This is a genomic window from Bacillus sp. MT94, from assembly GCF_058792475.1.
On record NZ_JBXAEZ010000010.1, the window covers coordinates 62088 to 79293 of the forward strand.

At 38.5% G+C, this 17206-nt stretch carries 11 protein-coding genes; 4 read left to right on the top strand and 7 right to left on the bottom strand.

The window, feature by feature from the left end; translation table 11 throughout:
- Window positions 1–3: 3 nt before the first annotated feature.
- The 3 genes from hutU to hutP form a co-directional block, all read right to left on the bottom strand.
- Window positions 4–1662 (bottom strand): urocanate hydratase, encoded by a 1659-nt coding sequence (hutU, locus tag AC1Q51_RS25805; protein ID WP_000416938.1) that lies wholly within the window; start codon window positions 1660–1662, stop codon window positions 4–6.
- A 23-nt stretch (window positions 1663–1685) separates the two neighbouring features.
- Complete coding sequence (hutH, locus tag AC1Q51_RS25810) at window positions 1686–3203, bottom strand: histidine ammonia-lyase (RefSeq protein WP_100910069.1); 1518 nt, start codon at window positions 3201–3203, stop codon at window positions 1686–1688.
- 104 nt (window positions 3204–3307) lie between these two features.
- Window positions 3308–3748 carry a histidine utilization transcription antiterminator HutP gene (hutP, locus tag AC1Q51_RS25815; protein ID WP_000926516.1) on the bottom strand — a complete coding sequence of 147 codons (441 nt, stop codon included), beginning with the start codon at window positions 3746–3748 and terminating at the stop codon, window positions 3308–3310.
- 196 nt (window positions 3749–3944) lie between these two features.
- On the opposite strand from hutP, the gene AC1Q51_RS25820 reads away from it, so the two are divergent.
- Entirely contained in the window at window positions 3945–4892 is a 948-nt protein-coding gene (locus AC1Q51_RS25820) for a class I SAM-dependent methyltransferase (RefSeq protein WP_141541747.1), read from the top strand.
- Window positions 4893–4905: 13 nt separating this feature from the next.
- On the opposite strand, the gene AC1Q51_RS25825 is transcribed toward AC1Q51_RS25820, so the two are convergent.
- Complete coding sequence (locus tag AC1Q51_RS25825; protein ID WP_199717050.1) at window positions 4906–5478, bottom strand: DJ-1/PfpI family protein; 573 nt, start codon at window positions 5476–5478, stop codon at window positions 4906–4908.
- Window positions 5475–6062 (bottom strand): AAA family ATPase, encoded by a 588-nt coding sequence (locus tag AC1Q51_RS25830; RefSeq protein ID WP_100910068.1) that lies wholly within the window; start codon window positions 6060–6062, stop codon window positions 5475–5477. Before AC1Q51_RS25830 ends, AC1Q51_RS25825 begins: the two co-directional genes overlap by 4 nt.
- Window positions 6063–6307: 245 nt before the next feature.
- Here AC1Q51_RS25830 and AC1Q51_RS25835 point away from each other — a divergent pair, with 245 nt between their 5' ends.
- Together AC1Q51_RS25835 and AC1Q51_RS25840 are read left to right on the top strand one after the other, a co-directional pair.
- On the top strand, window positions 6308–6604 hold the full coding sequence (locus AC1Q51_RS25835; protein ID WP_000262400.1) for a hypothetical protein: 297 nt from the start codon (window positions 6308–6310) through the stop codon (window positions 6602–6604).
- Between the two features lie 103 nt (window positions 6605–6707).
- Window positions 6708–7148, top strand: a complete 441-nt coding sequence (locus AC1Q51_RS25840) for a DUF2621 domain-containing protein (protein WP_000889372.1) — start codon at window positions 6708–6710, stop codon at window positions 7146–7148.
- Between the two features lie 31 nt (window positions 7149–7179).
- Here AC1Q51_RS25840 and AC1Q51_RS25845 read toward each other — a convergent pair whose 3' ends face one another.
- Both AC1Q51_RS25845 and AC1Q51_RS25850 read right to left on the bottom strand, forming a co-directional pair.
- Window positions 7180–8235: a hypothetical protein gene (locus tag AC1Q51_RS25845; RefSeq protein WP_098284265.1), complete on the bottom strand. Its 1056-nt coding sequence runs from the start codon at window positions 8233–8235 to the stop codon at window positions 7180–7182.
- 51 nt (window positions 8236–8286) lie between these two features.
- Window positions 8287–9357, bottom strand: a complete 1071-nt coding sequence (locus AC1Q51_RS25850; protein WP_139213268.1) for a hypothetical protein — start codon at window positions 9355–9357, stop codon at window positions 8287–8289.
- 283 nt (window positions 9358–9640) lie between these two features.
- On the opposite strand from AC1Q51_RS25850, the gene AC1Q51_RS25855 reads away from it, so the two are divergent.
- Window positions 9641–17203: a DUF7619 domain-containing protein gene (locus AC1Q51_RS25855; protein WP_492331800.1), complete on the top strand. Its 7563-nt coding sequence runs from the start codon at window positions 9641–9643 to the stop codon at window positions 17201–17203.
- Window positions 17204–17206: the final 3 nt, after the last annotated feature.

A 17206-nucleotide genomic window follows, 5' to 3' on the forward strand; every position in this document is an offset into this window, starting at 1 on the left:
TCCTTATTTCATCATTGGAATGTTAACGCCTTTTTCTTTCGCAGTTTCCACAGCTAAGTCATATCCAGCATCCACGTGACGAACAACACCCATACCAGGGTCAGAAGTTAATACGCGCTCAATACGTTTTGCTGCTGCTTCTGTTCCATCTGCAACGATAACCATTCCAGCGTGAAGTGAATAACCCATACCAACGCCGCCACCGTGGTGAACAGATACCCAGCTTGCACCGTTTACACTGTTAATTAATGCATTTAAAATTGGCCAGTCTGCTACTGCATCACTACCATCTTTCATCGCTTCTGTTTCACGGTTTGGAGATGCTACTGATCCGCAATCTAAATGGTCACGACCGATTACGATTGGTGCTGATAATTCACCATTTGCCACCATTTCATTAATAATGCGACCAAATTTCGCGCGCTCACCGTAACCTAACCAACAAATACGTGATGGAAGACCTTGGAATTCAACTTGTTGACGAGCCATACGAATCCAGTTACATAAATGCTCATTATCAGCGAACTCGCGTAAAATTACTTCGTCTGTTTTATAAATATCTTCTGGATCACCAGAAAGTGCTACCCAGCGGAACGGTCCTTTTCCTTCACAGAATAATGGACGGATAAATGCTGGAACGAATCCTGGGAAATCGAAAGCATTTTTCAAACCTTCATCGAAAGCAACTTGGCGAATGTTATTTCCATAATCAAATGTAATTGCGCCTTTTTCTTGCATTGCAAGCATTGCTTCTACATGTTTTGTCATACTTTCTTTTGATAATTGTACGTAACGTTCTGGATCTTCTTCACGAAGTTTCGCTGCTTCTTCTAACGTATAACCTACTGGAATATAACCGTTTAATGGATCATGAGCTGAAGTTTGATCCGTAACTAAGTCAGGGATAATATTACGATTTACTAACTCAGGTAAAATTTCTGCTGCATTACCTAATAATCCAATTGAAATAGGCTCTTTCTTCTCTTTATACTCGTTTGCAATAGCCAATGCTTCTTCTAATGATTCTGTATACTTATCACAATATCTCTTTTCAATACGACGATCGATACTACGCTTATCTACATCAATCGCAATGACAACACCGCCATTCATCGTTACAGCAAGAGGTTGTGCACCACCCATACCACCTAAACCAGCAGTAAGTGTTAATGTACCTTTTAATGAACCATCGAAATGTTGACGAGCTGCTTCGCCAAATGTTTCATATGTTCCTTGTAAAATTCCTTGTGTTCCAATGTAAATCCAGCTACCTGCTGTCATTTGTCCGTACATCATAAGACCTTTTTTCTCTAGTTCACGGAAGTGATCCCAGTTCGCCCATTTTGGTACTAAGTTTGAGTTCGCTAACAGTACGCGAGGCGCATCTTCATGTGATTTAAAAATGGCAACTGGTTTTCCTGATTGAACAAGTAACGTTTCATCGCTTTCTAACGTTTTTAATGAATCTACGATTGCATTGTAGCTTTCCCAGTTACGAGCTGCACGGCCAATTCCACCATATACAACTAATTCTTCTGGTTTTTCAGCAACTTCAGGATCTAAATTGTTCATTAACATTCGAAGTGCAGCCTCCTGAACCCACCCTTTCGTTTGTAACTCAGTACCTCTTGGCGCGCGAATTGTTTGTTGTACTTTTTCCATTTCAATCTCTCCCTTTTCTCATTTTATAGTGCTGCGTTTACATCTAATCTTTCTTTTATCGAATAATTCGTTTTTAACCAATGCGCAATATTTTCAATATCCGTTGAGAATATACGGTCATTTTTAATAGATGGCACTTGCTGACGACCTTGATGGTAGAAGCTCTTCGTCACTGTACTCATGTTTTCAATACCACGATATTCTGCTGCTTGCATTGCACAAATCATCTCAATTGAAAGAACACGTCTTGCATTTTGAATGATCTGATGAGCATGGCGTGAAGCAATTGTTCCCATACTTACATGATCTTCTTGGTTAGCAGAAGACGGAATTGAATCTACACTCGCCGGATGTGCTAACGTTTTATTTTCAGAAACAAGTGACGCTGCAGCATACTGCATAATCATTGCACCTGACTGCAGTCCTGGTTCTGGACTTAAAAATGGTGGTAAATCATTTAATTGCGGATTTACTAAACGCTCAATACGGCGCTCCGAAATATTTGCAAGTTCCGCCATTCCTACTTTTAAGAAGTCCATCGCAAACGCAATCGGTTGACCGTGGAAGTTACCACCTGAAATTACTTTTTCCCCGCCATCAAAGATTAGCGGATTATCTGTTGCGGCATTCATTTCAATTTCTAATTTTTCTTTCACATAATTCAAAACTTGCCAAGAAGCACCGTGTACTTGCGGGATACAACGAAGTGAATAGGCATCCTGTACACGTAGTTCTCCTTGTTTTGTTGTTAACTTACTATCATGAAGAATGTCACGAATTCTGCTTGCTACATCCACTTGCTCTTTATAACCACGTGCTTTATGAACATTTTCATCAAATGCATCAATAATGCCTTGTAACCCTTCAATTGTCATCGAAGCAATTAGTTCAGCTTGATACGCCGTTGCTTCTGCTTCTATATAAGAAAGAACTCCTTGCGCTGTCATCGCCTGCGTACCATTAATTAATGCAAGACCTTCTTTCGCTTCAAGTTCAATTGGCTCAAGCCCTTCTTCTGTAAGAGCAACCATTGCATGAACGCGTTTCCCCTTATAGAACACTTCACCTTCGCCTAATAATACGAGCGCAAGATGAGATAAAGGTGCCAAATCTCCACTCGCACCAAGTGAACCTTGTTGCGGAACGACTGGATGAATTTTACGATTTACAAACTCAAGAAGCATATTTACAACAAGCGGCCTTACGCCTGATACTCCTTTAAGCATCGTGTTTGCTCGTAAAATTAACATTCCGCGCGATACTTCTTCAGGGAATGGATCACCAATCCCGCATGCATGTGACTGAATTAAATTATGCTGAAGTGCCTTTACATCATCTTTTTGGATAAGCACATCACTAAACTTTCCAAATCCAGTTGTAATTCCGTAAACGACTTTTCCGTCCTCTACAATTTTCTCAACTACTTCGCGGCACTCCGCTACCTTTTGCATACTAGTTGGACAAGCTGTTACACCTTCTCCTTCCAGTAATAACCTCTTCATTTCTTCAACTGTCAATGTATGTCCTGTTAACGTAATCATCATTTTTCCTCCTTAAAAAGGCAAAAGGGGACCTTATCTTTTTTAAGACAGACTTCTGTCCTAAAAAAGTAAGGCCCCCTTCTAACTAATAGACTATGGGCAAATCATATGTGATTAATTCCTAAACCAATCGCCTCATGCTCAGATCCTTTTACAGGTGCACCAATCGTTCCATATAATGCAACAGCAACCCATTCGCCTTCTTTTTTTCCGTCGTATGGTGTACCGCGCACAATCGCAAAACGAAGTCCTACTGTACGAAGAACGTCTGCTAACTGAATTTGACCTCTCGTCACTCCGTACAAAGCTTCCATAATTGCATGATAAAGTGCATGTGTTTCTCTGTAAACGTCTGTTTCAATAACTTGGTTGCTTTTAGCCGCTGTTTCCATTGCTGCGACAACCTTTTGCGAATTCATTGAACCCACTTTCCCCGTACAATACTTCCAACCTTTTGGAATGGATAATACAGGACTTTCATTCTCATCCGCAAGTGCCAACAGCATGGCCATACGACCAATTCGATGTGTTCCTTGAAGAAGCATGTGACTCTCTCATTTCTTTTGAATTATTTGAATATTACTTAATTTAAGAATATATGAAAACGTTTAAATCGTCAATAGTTTAAACTCACATTCAAACAATTTTTTCATCCCCTCCATATTGTGTACACAAATTATTTACACAATTTTTCCAAGCATGCTATAGTCTCACTAACAGATGCAAAGGGGCGAGATTTCAATGACGAAGCGAAAAGATATTCATTTTCGAATTGAAGAAAAATTACTTGAAAGGTTTGAAGCTGCACTCCATTATGAAGGTTTAAAGAAAACCGACGTATTAACACATGCGATTCAGCAATTTTGCACGAAGGTGGAATGTGAAAAAATGAATGATGTAAAACGCCAATACAACGTAAGTAACCATTTACAAACACGTATTAATACGCATAAACATTATGAAGAAAAACATGTGAATTTAGATGAAGTCGTCATGGATCATTTACAACTTCAAGGAGATGAAAAAATATTAGAGGTTGGGTGCGCTAACGGGAGTTTCCTTTCCCTATTACAAACTAACGGTCATACAGGACATTTAACAGGTTTGGATCAATCGAAAACGATGCTTTCTGAAGCTGCAATAAAAAATAGCATAATTGAGTGGAGACTAGGTGACGCTGGTAAACTTCCTTTCGAAGCTAATTGCTACGACTGGATCGTCGCAAGACATATGTTATACCACATGAAAGACGTCGAAAAAACAATCCAAGGATTCCATAAAGTAATACGTCCTGGCGGCTCACTTTTAGCTACAACAAATTCTGACGTTACATTACCTCGTATAGTTGAAATGTGTAACCGCATGTTAGACGCATTTGATTTACCGAAAACAACATCTTCAGTCACGCCATTTTGTTTGGAAAATGGTAAAGAGATATTACAGTCTGTTTTTCCAACTGTTGAAGAAGCAGTTATTCATAATGCTCTCGTTTTTCATCATGCTACTCCGATTGTAAACTATATTTCTAGCATGTTTCCGTCGCTAAATATACCTGATAATACATACCTTCACGCGGAAATGAAGGTATGGCTAAAAGAAGAAGTAGAAAATGAATTATCACTTCATAACGGTATATGGCGTGATCCAAAAACGTTAGCCATTTATCGATGTCAAAAAGAAAAAAGCTAGCATTTGCTAGCTTTTACACGTTTTCTCGTAAAAGTTTCTCCATTACTACATTGCCTTTACCACCATAAAAATCTGTATTATGTTCGTCTGCCACTCCAAAATAAGAGGCAATTGCTATTCCGAATGGTACAAATGCATGCCCTTGTGCTGTAATGATATTTGAGTGTTGCACAACTTCTTTATACACGAAATTTTCTATTGGAAAACAATCGAACTTTTGATAATCTATAGTCGCAGTATAAGAAATCCCCTTAAATAAGCCCGCTTTTGCTAGCGCATACGATCCAGCACAAATAGCAGCTACTAATTTTTCTTGTTCGTGAAATTGACGAATAACTGAAAAAAGAGATTTTGCATCTTTCAACTGTACTTCTTCTCCACCTGGAATAAGTATCCCCTCATACTCATCTACACATACTTCACTTACTTCTATATGCGGCTGCACTTGCAACCCAGTTTCACTTATAATCAATTCTTTTGTTAAGCCCGCTGTTATGATTTCATACTTCGTTTTCAGCAATGCCGTTGCTACTGTTATTTCAAACTCCGCAAATGTTGGGTATACAAATAAAAGTATTTTTTTCATAGTCCTCTCTCCTTTAACCAGTCCATAAAATATACCTCTAGATCGTCCACTGTTAATCTATTCGTATCCAAATAAGTTACAGGAAATTTTTTATACCAATCTTTTTCCGTTTCTACTAATTTAAATTGCTCCTCAAATGTACTTCGTTTTCTTGTCCTATCGTTATTTTTTCTATCATATACATTCTTTTTCGTCACATCTAAATAAAAAATGGCATCTGAACGACATTCTCTTAATTTATATAATTCACCTTTCAATTCAGCTTCTATATCCCACTCTTCCCCTATAATCGTTGGATAAAAGAGTGTAAAAAACTCAATGTCTTCTGGTCCGCGATCAAAAATTACGACTGAACCTTTCACATTTTGAAACTCCTTAATTTTTGCTTCGATAAACATTTTTTGATTTATGATAAACCCTTCTTTTGAATTCATATCCAAATTTAATCGCTTTCGCTTTTCTACAATTGGATAAGGATTTTCATATATAACCGAAAGCCCACATCTCTCTAACCTTTTAGCCAATGTTGTTTTTCCGCTAGCCATCGGCCCTTGCAGTGAAATTACGTATACCATACCTCTCATTCCCTTACACTTTAGTACACCTATAATATACAGAATTTTCAAAACTCTCAACATTATATATATCATCTTGTTTCTTATTCCTATCTAACTTATAATAAAAAATAGAGATTATGACGGACGCATCAATAATGTAAGCTTGGAAATCCAAGCTTACATTATTTTTTGCTTTCCCTTTTCGAATAAAAAGAGTATACTAGATTAGAACGTATGTTCTTAATGATTACATACAGTAAGGAGATAGAACAATGGTATACGACACAAAAGCAATTTCTTGGAATGAGTCTTTAAAACAACTTCAACGCCGCTATACAAACAAACAAGTTGACCGAAAAGAATTTGAGGATATTGAACTGATGGAATTCTTCCGCGATAACGACTACATTTCTTTACCTACACATATAAGCGGCCTATCAAAAACACGTTTTACTTCTTACTCTATTTTCACAACTGAAGATAAAGATCGTAAAGTTGGCACACTTATTATTGAGTATGTTGAAGACGATAATAATAATTTATGTGTTGAACAACTATACTTCGTTTAAACTATAACGCTTGGTCAAAATGACCAAGCGTTCTTGCTTTCTATGAATCTCACTGTATATAATATGAATAAAAGAAAACCGCTATCATTAAGGGGGGATATGCTTGCTCGAAGGATGGTTCAGTTGGTTCATTGTATTATGGACGGTTATTTTATTAGGGCTTATGTCTATCGGTGGATACTTTATGTTCAGAAAATTTTTAAAACGATTACCAAAAGAAGACGGCATGTCCATTTTGGATTGGGAAGAACACTACATAAATAAAACGAGACATTTATGGGCTGACGAACAAAAACAATTGTTAGAAGAGCTTGTAAGCCCTGTTCCGGAACTATTTCGCGATGTTGCAAAATCAAAGATTGCTGGAAAAATCGGGGAACTTGCATTACAAGAAAACGCCTCTCAAATTACACAAGACTTAATTATTAAAGGATATATCATTGCCACACCAAAGCGTGATCATAAATTTTTAATAAAAAAACTACAAGAAAAAAAGATTGATTATTCTAACTATCAATCTTTACTAACAAAATACCCCTCATGAAAAAAAGATTGCTAACTTATAGCAATCTTTTTTAACTTACCGTTACAGATTTTACGGCTGTTAATCTAGCTTCTGCCAAATCTATTTGTAATCCGACCGCACTCGTATAAATCGTATCGCCTGTACCTGTAATGTTGACTTGTGTAGATGTCGTATTTGGTGCAATTGATCCTGTTGCATTTACATTTGTAATATCAAATTCAGCTCTCGCATTTGCATTTGTAGTTGTCCCCGAAAAATTCCGATCTGCAAAACTACCATTTGTATTTAAATTCCCGTTAATATCATTCACTTGCCCTCTAAAAAAGTTCCCCGATGGATTATTCGGTCCCGTTAATGTCACAGAGTTCAATTGAAAGTTATCACCTGTAAAATTTGGATCACCATTCACAGCCATTACAAAAGCTCTTGCTGTCACCGTCCCTGTAGCCGGTGTGAAAAATCCAGAAAGTATTTGTGGTGTACCTGATAATAAAAAACCTGGGAATAAACTCACATTTCTCATCGGGTATGAGGAATCACGATATACAACAATCAACGACCATCCTGCACCATAACCAACTGGCTGACGCGTAGGTAATCTTGTTACGCTATATCTACCTGCTGCTCGATTAGGTAACCCTTGTAGTAAAGATGTAACGTCTGCCGCTCTGTTATATACATTGGCTATAAAAGGTAAATTCGTCCCTTCTGATGACCATGCCGAATTAATTGTCACTTGTGTACTCGTTCCATCAGGCGTAACTAGATTTGGAGGATTCGCATCAACAACAGCAGTTGTAACAGCCGTATCCAATCCACCTGACCAAACAAGTAATGCAAAATCCACAACCGCCGTAGCTGGAACAATAGTAGTTGACGGATTTAATTCAGCCCATGATCCATCTAATGTCCAATCATTTGTCGTACCTCCAAATGTATTTGGATCAGTTGATGAGGGTACTCCTCCAAAAGTTAAGTCAGTATTTAATGTAATAAGTGCATTGTAAGCAAAATTTGTATTTGCAGTACCACGCATTCCCATCGTATTGCCTGTGTGCATCATAAATAAGTTATCATTTTTACCGTAAGCTTGAACAAAAGCCAATAGAACTCACTCCTATTAGGATAAAAATTTTTATTAACTTTTCCTATTATTTCAACTTACAGTTACTGATTTTGTAGCTGTTAAACGTGCCTCTGCTAAATCTATTTGCAAACCAACAGCACCAGCGTAAATATAATCGAATGTATTTGGGATATTAACCGTAGTAGAAGTGGATGCAGCTGTTAATACGCCATTTGCAGGTACATTTGTCACATCAAATTCCGCACGACGGTTAGTCGCAGAAGTACCAATTGGCATATTTCTATCCCCAAAACTTCCAACTGTATCTAAATTTCCTAAATAATTATTTACCTGTGAAGCAAAAAAGTTGTTTATTAAATTATTAGGTCCTGAAAGTCCAGTACCATTTAAGTTAAATCTATCACCTGTCGCATCTGTATCACCATTAATTGCCATTGTAAATACACGAGCAGTAACCGGCGATACAGCTGGAGTGATGAAATTTGAAATCGTCGCTGTCTCACCCAATGTAGAAATAAGTAAACCAGTATATAAACTAACATTCCTGACAGGATATAAATTATCACGATACACAACAACTAATGCCCATCCTACTCCTGTCCCTTGCGCTGGTGGATTTGCCGTTGGTATTCTCTCTACAAAATAATCTCCTGTTGCTCGGTTCGAAAGTCCCTGTAAAATACTTGTTACATTTGCAGCACGTGTATAAATGGTACCTTGAAATGTGCCGCTTGATCTAGTCTCTCCCCATGTTGGAACACTCGTAATTGTATGGATAACTCCATCTGGCGTTTGAAGAGTAGGCATATTATTATTTACCACTGTCTCTGTCACAGTTGCACTCAATGTTCCTTGCCATACTAGCATTGCAAAGTCTACAGTTGCTGTTGCTGGTACATCTGTTAATGAAGGATTAAGCCTTGCCCAAGAACCATTTAATGTCCAATCATTTGTCGCTCCTGCAAAAGTTAATGGATCTGCCGAAGAAGGAACTCCTGCAAAGCTTAAACTTGTATCTCTTGTTATTAATGCATTGTACTGATAAGCCGTCGCTGTTGTAATACCACGCATACCAACTGTATTCCCTGTGTGTGCCATAAATAAAGAGTCCGTTTTCGTATATGTTTGTACAAAAGCCAATAATTCCACTTCCCTTCCATATAAAATAAATATTTATTCGCTATTTCATTTAATGCGAACAAGGAAAAAAAGTTACATTTGTATACGTAACGCAAAGAATAATTTGGGCAAAAAAAAAGCCTTTGCCTATTCCTATCCATATAAATTTGAATAGGATGCAATGACGAATTCATTTTATACTAATATTTTCACATAGTATTGTTTCTGGATGATTAAAATAATACTGTTTGTAAATATTCTATTCCTTGACCGGATTTAAATTTATACAGAAAGGACGAATCTAATGGCAATAGCAACAATAGGAAGTCGTTTAACCTATACAATCGTTGTCCAAAATACTGGAACACTTCCTGCCCAAAACGTTACATTTACAGACCCCATACCAGCTGGCACCACTTTCGTTCCAAACAGTGTAACTGTTAATGGTACTCCAACAGCTGGGGATCCCTCAGCTGGAATTCCTATCAATAATATTCCAGCTGGTGGTTCTGTTACAATTACTTTTCAAGTAGATGTAACAAGTATTCCTGCCCCACCTATCGCCAGCAACGTAGCATCATTTGGATATGAATTTCAACCTGCACCTAACGCACCCACTATCACACGTACAACAACAAGCAATATAGTTGATACAGATATTTTCACAGCTAATGTCGCATTAACAAAAGCAGTAGATAAAACAATTGCTACGATCGGTGATACGATTACGTATACAATTACTGCTACAAATGAGGCTCCATTAGCCGCTAATAATGTTATCATTACAGATACACCTCCTGCCGGCACATCGTTCGTACCGGGTAGCGTTACAGTGAATGGTACTTCTACTACAGATAATCCTGCTACGGGAATAAATGTAGGAACGATTGCTGCAAACGGGAATGCTACAATTACGTTTCAAGTTCGGGTTAATACCCTTCCTACACCAAACCCTATTCCAAATAGTGCAACTTCAAGCTTTCAATATAACCCACCAAACCAACCACCAATTAACAGAAACTCTACAAGTAATATAGTCGAAACACAAATTAATGCTCCTATCATTAATCCGGCTAAAAGTGCAAACCAACAAATTGTGAATATTGGTGACATCATTACGTATACGATCACTATACCGAATAATGGTAATATTTCAGCAACAAATGTTTCTATCACCGATCCTATCCCCACTGGCACTACTTTTATTCCAAACAGTGTTACAGTTAACGAAGCTACACAATCTGGCGTAACACCAACAAATATTCCGCTAGGTACGATTCCTGCTGGTCAAACTACAACTGTCACATTTCAAGTTCAAGTCACTTCTCTTCCGGCTAATGGAACGATTACTAATGAAGCAAATATAACATTTACATCGCAACCAAATCCATCTGAACCCCCAACAACAACTACGACCACACCACCTCCAACAGCTACTTCTGTACGAACTGCAATTGTAAACCCTACAAAAACTGCTAGTCCACAAATTGCTGATATTGGTGATATTATTACGTATACAATTACTGTACCAAATACAGGAAACATCGCTGCGACGAACGTTATTGTAACTGACCCAATTCCAAGTGGTACTACATTTATTCCGAATAGCGTCACAATTAACGGCACTTCACAACCAGGGGTAAATCCTGCTGGCGGTATACAAATCGGAACAATCGCTGCTGGTGCAAATGCTATAGTTACATTCCAAGTTCAAGTTACCTCTCTCCCAGAGAATGGCTTAATCCGAAATATCGGAACCACAACATTTACGTATCAACCCGATCCAACAAAACCACCTATTACAACAACAAACCCTACACCACCTACCACTACTCCTGTTAATACCGCTATTACAAATCCTGTTAAAACGGTGGATAAAACTGCTGTTGATATCGGTGATGTTATTACGTATACGATTACTTTTACTAATGATGGTACAATCCCTGCTACGAATGTAGTTTTTAATGACACAATTCCTGCTGGGACAACATTCATTCCGAATAGCGTAGTCTTAGATAATGCTCCCGTTCCAAATTCAAATCCAGCACTAGGAATTCCAATTGGAACAATTAATCCTGGTGAAACGAAAACACTCTCGTTCCAAGTTCTTGTTACACAAGTACCTGCTGGCGGCGTTATTACAAACGAAGCTTCAACGACATATACGTATCAGCCAGATCCAACAAGGCCTCCTGTTACAACAACTGAACCAACAGCACCTACTACAGTCGCTGTTAATACCGCTACAGTTAATCCTACAAAATCTGCTAATCGTACTTTCGTTGACATTGGTGATATTATTACGTATACAATTAGTTTACAAAATACCGGCACTGTTTCCTCAACGAATATTGTACTAACCGATCCTATCCCAAACGGGACAACATTTATTCCAAATAGCGTCACGATTGATGGTGTCTCACAACCTAACAGTAACCCTGAAAATGGTATATCAATCGGCACTTTAAATCCAAATCAGACAAAAACAATTACATTCCAAGTTCAAGTTACAAGCGTGCCACCAAATGGCCTTATAGAAAATCAGGGTATTGTATCATTTAATCATATTGTTAATCCAAATGAACCTCCTGTTACAAAGACAACCCCAACTCCTAAAACAGAAACTCAAGTTGGCACTGTTGTTACTACACCTACAAAATCTGCAGACAAACAAGTTGCTGATATAGGAGATACAATTACCTATACGGTCAATTTTACAAATAATGGGACAGTTCCAGCTACAAATGTAGTCGTTACAGACCCTACACCTAACGGGACTATTTTCGTTCCAAATAGTGTTACGATTGATGGCGTTTCGAATCCTGGTTCCGATCCAGAACTCGGAATACAACTTGGCACTATTTCTGTCGGAGAAACAAAAACAATCACCTACCAAGTTGTCGTTACAAATTTACCACCTGACGGGATAATTAGAAACCAAGCATCCTTCACTTATCAATATCAACCAAATCCGAGTGAACCTCTCGTTACAACAACTACTACCACTCCAAGTGTGAACATCCCAATTAACAATCCGAATCCGACCACTACAAAATCTGCCGATCGACAAATTGCTGATATAGGAGATACGATTACTTTTACTGTAACATTCCAAAATAGAGGAACCGTCCCCGCTACAAACGTTATTGTAAAAGATACACTTCCATCTGGTGTTTCATTCGTTCCAGGTAGCGTTGTTGTGAATGGAACATCACAAATTGGAGAAAATCCCGAAATTGGTATACCAGTTGGCACTGTAAATACTGGTCAAAGTATTACAGTTACGTTCCAAGGTGTAGTAACTAGCATCCCGCCCGGGGGAATCATTAGAAATCAAGCAAATATAACATTCACATATGAGCCAAATCCGAATGAACCTCCTGTTACGCCAACTATTACAACTCCTGAAACAGAAACAGCAGTTAATACTGCAACACTAAATCCACAAAAAACAGCAGATCGTTCCTTTGTTGCACTGAATGATATCATTACCTATACACTCTCATTCCAAAACACCGGTACTGTCCCTGCTACGAATGTAACAGTCATGGATTCTATCCCTGCTGGTACTATATTAGTTCCAGACAGTGTTACGATTAATGATATTCCTCAACCAGGAACCAATCCATCATCAGGAATTTCACTTGGAACTTTAGCACCATCCGAACGAGCGACCATTACTTTCCAAGTACGAGTAGTAAACATCCCTGCTAGTGGAGAAATACGCAATCAAGGAAGTGTAACATTTAATTATCAACCGGATCCAAACTTACCTTCAGTCACAAAAACAGAAACGACCCCTGAAACAACGACTCCTATTCAAACTGTAGTCATAAGCCCAACTAAAACCTCAAACCTTACATTTGCAGAAATTGGTGATATCGTAACTTATACTGTCACTTTTACAAACCAAGGAACTATACCTGCTACAGGTGTAACAATTACAGACTCTTTGCCACCTGGTACAACTTTTGTTACCGATAGTGTTACAGTAAATACTATCCCTCAACCTGGTGTAAGCCCCCTTACAGGCATTTCTGTCGGTACTGTTACCTCTGGCGAAACTGTCACGGTTACGTTCCAAGTACAAATAAATGCTATTCCACCTAACGGAAAAATAGAAAATACGGCAGTTGTAACCTATATTTCTCAACCTAACCCTAGTGAACCACCTATTACAACGACAGAAACCACTCCTACTGTTACCTTACCGGTTCGTACCGCTAACCCGAATCCACAAAAAACAGTAGACCGTGAGTTTGCAAGTATTGGTGATACACTCACTTATACAATCACCCTTCAAAATTCTGGTAATATACCTGCAACTGATGTCATTATTACAGATTCTATCCCTACTGGAACTACATTTATTCCTGGAAGAATTACGATTAACGGTATTTCACAACCTGACTTGACCCCTGAAACAGGAATCCCAGTTGGCACATTAAATCCTAGACAAATAGTGACTGTCACTTTAGAAGTACAAGTAACTGCTCTACCACCAAATGGTATTATCTCAAATGAAGCAAATGTCACTTACACCTCTCAACCAGACCCTACTCTTCCGCCTATTACAACAATCACACCTACTCCAATCGCAGAAACAATTGTACAAAATGCAGAGTTAGAATCAACTAAAACAGTAGATTTATCAGTTGCTAACATTGGAGATGTACTCACGTATACAATCACTCTTGAAAATATCGGAAATATTCCTATGACAAATGTATCTGTCATTGATCCACCACCAGTAGGTACACAATTTATTATGGATTCCGTTACAGTAAATGGTATTTCACAACCAGGTATTGATCCAAGTATCGGAATACCTATCAGTACAATACAACCGAATCAAATAGTAAACATCACATTCCAAGTAACGATTACAAATATACCGCCTAACGGGGTTGTTACAAATGTTGGTTCAGTCAACTTTACATCTCAGCCTAATCCAAATGAACCTCCTATTACAGAAACAGAGACAACACCACCAGTTAATACTGAAATCATTAATAGTATTATTAATCCATCGAAAACAGCTGATCGAAACAACGTTGATATAGATGATATTATTACGTACACCGTTACCTTCCAAAACTTACAAACTGTACAACTGACAGACATCGTTTTTACAGACCCCATCCCAACAGGAACTACTTTCATTCCAAATAGCGTTACAATTAATGGTGTACCAACTAGTAATCTTGACCCAGCTCTTGGCATCCCTCTGGGCACATTAAACCCTAGTCAATCAATTGTTTTAACATTCCAAGTTCGCGTTGTTTCCATACCACCTAACGGAATTATTGTAAATGAAGCTACTATCACCTACACATTCCAACCTAATCCTGGAGAACCACCAGTAACAGTAACTACTCCAACGCCCCCTACTACTACAAATGTCAACACAGCAACAACGAATCCTACAAAATCCGCTGATAAAGTATTTGCTTTATTAGGTGACACAATCACTTATACAATCTCCTTACAAAATACAGGAACTGTCCCTGCCACGAATGTACTTGTAACCGATCCTATTCCAGCTGGTACTACTTTCATTCCAAATAGTGTAATGATTAATGACGTGCCACAACCAGGTACCGTCCCTAGTTCTGGAATTCTTATCGGTACATTAGAACCTAACACCTCGGCCGTCGTAACTTTCCAAGTACAAGTAACATCGATACCGCCGACAGGTTTTATTGAAAATGAGGGCACCGTTTCATTCCAATACCAGCCAGATCCAAACTTACCACCTGTATCTATTACTACACCTACACCTGCTACAAAAACTCGAGTAAGTGAAGTTACCATTAACCCTAACAAGCAAGCAAACCCTCAAATAATCAATCTCGGTGATACTATCACATATACAATCACATTCCAAAATGTAGGAAATATTAATGCGACAGATGTCATTATGACAGACGCTACTCCAGCTGGAACCAATTTCGTACCGAATAGTGTTACTGTAAATGGTGTTTCTTTACCTGGTGTAAATCCAAGTAGTGGTGTAAATGTCGGAACAGTAACTCCAGGACAAATTATTACATTAATTTATCAAGTTACTGTAACAACATTGCCACCAGACGGCATTATTACAAATACAGCAACTGTCACTTACACATTCCAGCCAAACCCTAGCGAACCCCCTATTACCATTACAGATCCTACTCCAACTGTTGAAGTATCCGTTATTACACCTACACCTAACCCAAATAAACTAGCAGACAAACAAATTGTAGATATAAATGAAATCATAACGTATACCGTAACCTTCCAAAATCGTGGATCAGTCCCTGCAACTTCCGTTATCATTACCGATCCATTAGTAAATAGTCTAACATTTGTTCCAGGTACCGTTATAATAAATGGTATTCTGGATCTTGGAGCAAATCCTGTAGCGGGTATACCTGTAGGTACAGTCAATCCGAACGATACAATTACGGTTCAATTCCAAGCAAGAGTAACAAGTGTACCACCTGGTGGTATCATTCGAAATCAAGCAACTGTTACTTTCACATATGAACCAGTTCCTGGTGAACCTCCTATTACCATTACAGACCCTACTCCAATTAACACAACGAATGTAAATACAGCTATATTAAATCCACAAAAAAGAGCTACGCCGGAAACAGTTACACTAGGTGATATTATTACGTATACGATTTCACTCCAAAATACAGGTACCATTCCTGCTAATAATATTGTTGTAACTGATACAATTCCTGTCGGTACTTCGTTCATTGAAGATAGTGTTACTATTAACAATGTGCCGCAACCAACCGCAAATCCGTCCACAGGCATTCCTATTTCAACACTTGCTCCTTCTGAATCCGCAACGATTTCTTTCCGTGTCCTAGTTACTTCAATTCCACCAAGCGGAGAAATTCAAAACCAAGGTAACGTTTCCTTCCAGTATCAACCTGATCCTACTAAGCCACCTGTATCCGTTACTACACCTACTCCTGCTACAATTACCCCTGTAAACGTTGGGACTATCAATCCGATAAAAACCGCTGATAAATCCATCGTTTCAGTAGGTGATACGATTACATTTACTATCACATTCCAAAATGAAGGTACGATTCCTGTAACTGACATTTCTGTTACTGACTCACTTCCTGTCGGCACATCATTCATTCCAAATAGTGTCACAATTAATAACATTCCCGTTCCAAACGCAAATCCATCCACAGGCATTTCAGTCGGAACTCTTAATCCAACAGAATCCGTAACTATTTCATTCCAAGCACAGGTTGTTACACTTCCAGCTAATAGAATAATTACAAATATCGCGTCCATTACGTATACTTCTCGACCTGATCCTACTAGACCACCTATCACAACAACGACAACAACACCACCAATTACGATAGAAGTAAACCCTAATGAGCCAAACACATTTATTAAGACCGCAAATGTAAATCGTGTAGAACTCGGTGACTTCATCACATATACACTTACCTTTACTAACAATGGCGCTACTCCTTCAAATAATGTACTCATTACTGATTCACTGCCTCCCGAAGTTACTTTCTATCCGAATTCAGTAACAGTAAACGGAGTAATACGTCCTGGAACTAACCCAACTATCGGTATTATTATTGGAACTGTTAATCCAGGTGAATCCGTTGTTGTTAGGTTTATCGTTCAAGTAACAGCAGAGCCACGAGACGGTCTCATTCGCAATACCGCTCGCATTCGCTATACACTACGACCTGACCCTACTAAACCACCAATTTCCGTTGACGAAACTTCAGACCCAAACATCATTACGTTTATCGGTCCATTCGTATCACCAAATTTAAATTGTTTTTTTGATGGCACACGGTTTATACGCCGAGGCTGGGACAGTGAGTGTTAGCAC

Coding starts and splice junctions, on each gene's coding strand:
- hutU (WP_000416938.1), bottom strand. CDS start 1,662: ATGGAAAAAGTACAACAAACAATTCGCGCGCCAAGAGGTACTGAGTTA.
- hutH (WP_100910069.1), bottom strand. CDS start 3,203: ATGATTACGTTAACAGGACATACATTGACAGTTGAAGAAATGAAGAGG.
- hutP (WP_000926516.1), bottom strand. CDS start 3,748: ATGCTTCTTCAAGGAACACATCGAATTGGTCGTATGGCCATGCTGTTG.
- AC1Q51_RS25820 (WP_141541747.1), top strand. CDS start 3,945: ATGACGAAGCGAAAAGATATTCATTTTCGAATTGAAGAAAAATTACTT.
- AC1Q51_RS25825 (WP_199717050.1), bottom strand. CDS start 5,478: ATGAAAAAAATACTTTTATTTGTATACCCAACATTTGCGGAGTTTGAA.
- AC1Q51_RS25830 (WP_100910068.1), bottom strand. CDS start 6,062: ATGAGAGGTATGGTATACGTAATTTCACTGCAAGGGCCGATGGCTAGC.
- AC1Q51_RS25835 (WP_000262400.1), top strand. CDS start 6,308: ATGGTATACGACACAAAAGCAATTTCTTGGAATGAGTCTTTAAAACAA.
- AC1Q51_RS25855 (WP_492331800.1), top strand. CDS start 9,641: ATGGCAATAGCAACAATAGGAAGTCGTTTAACCTATACAATCGTTGTC.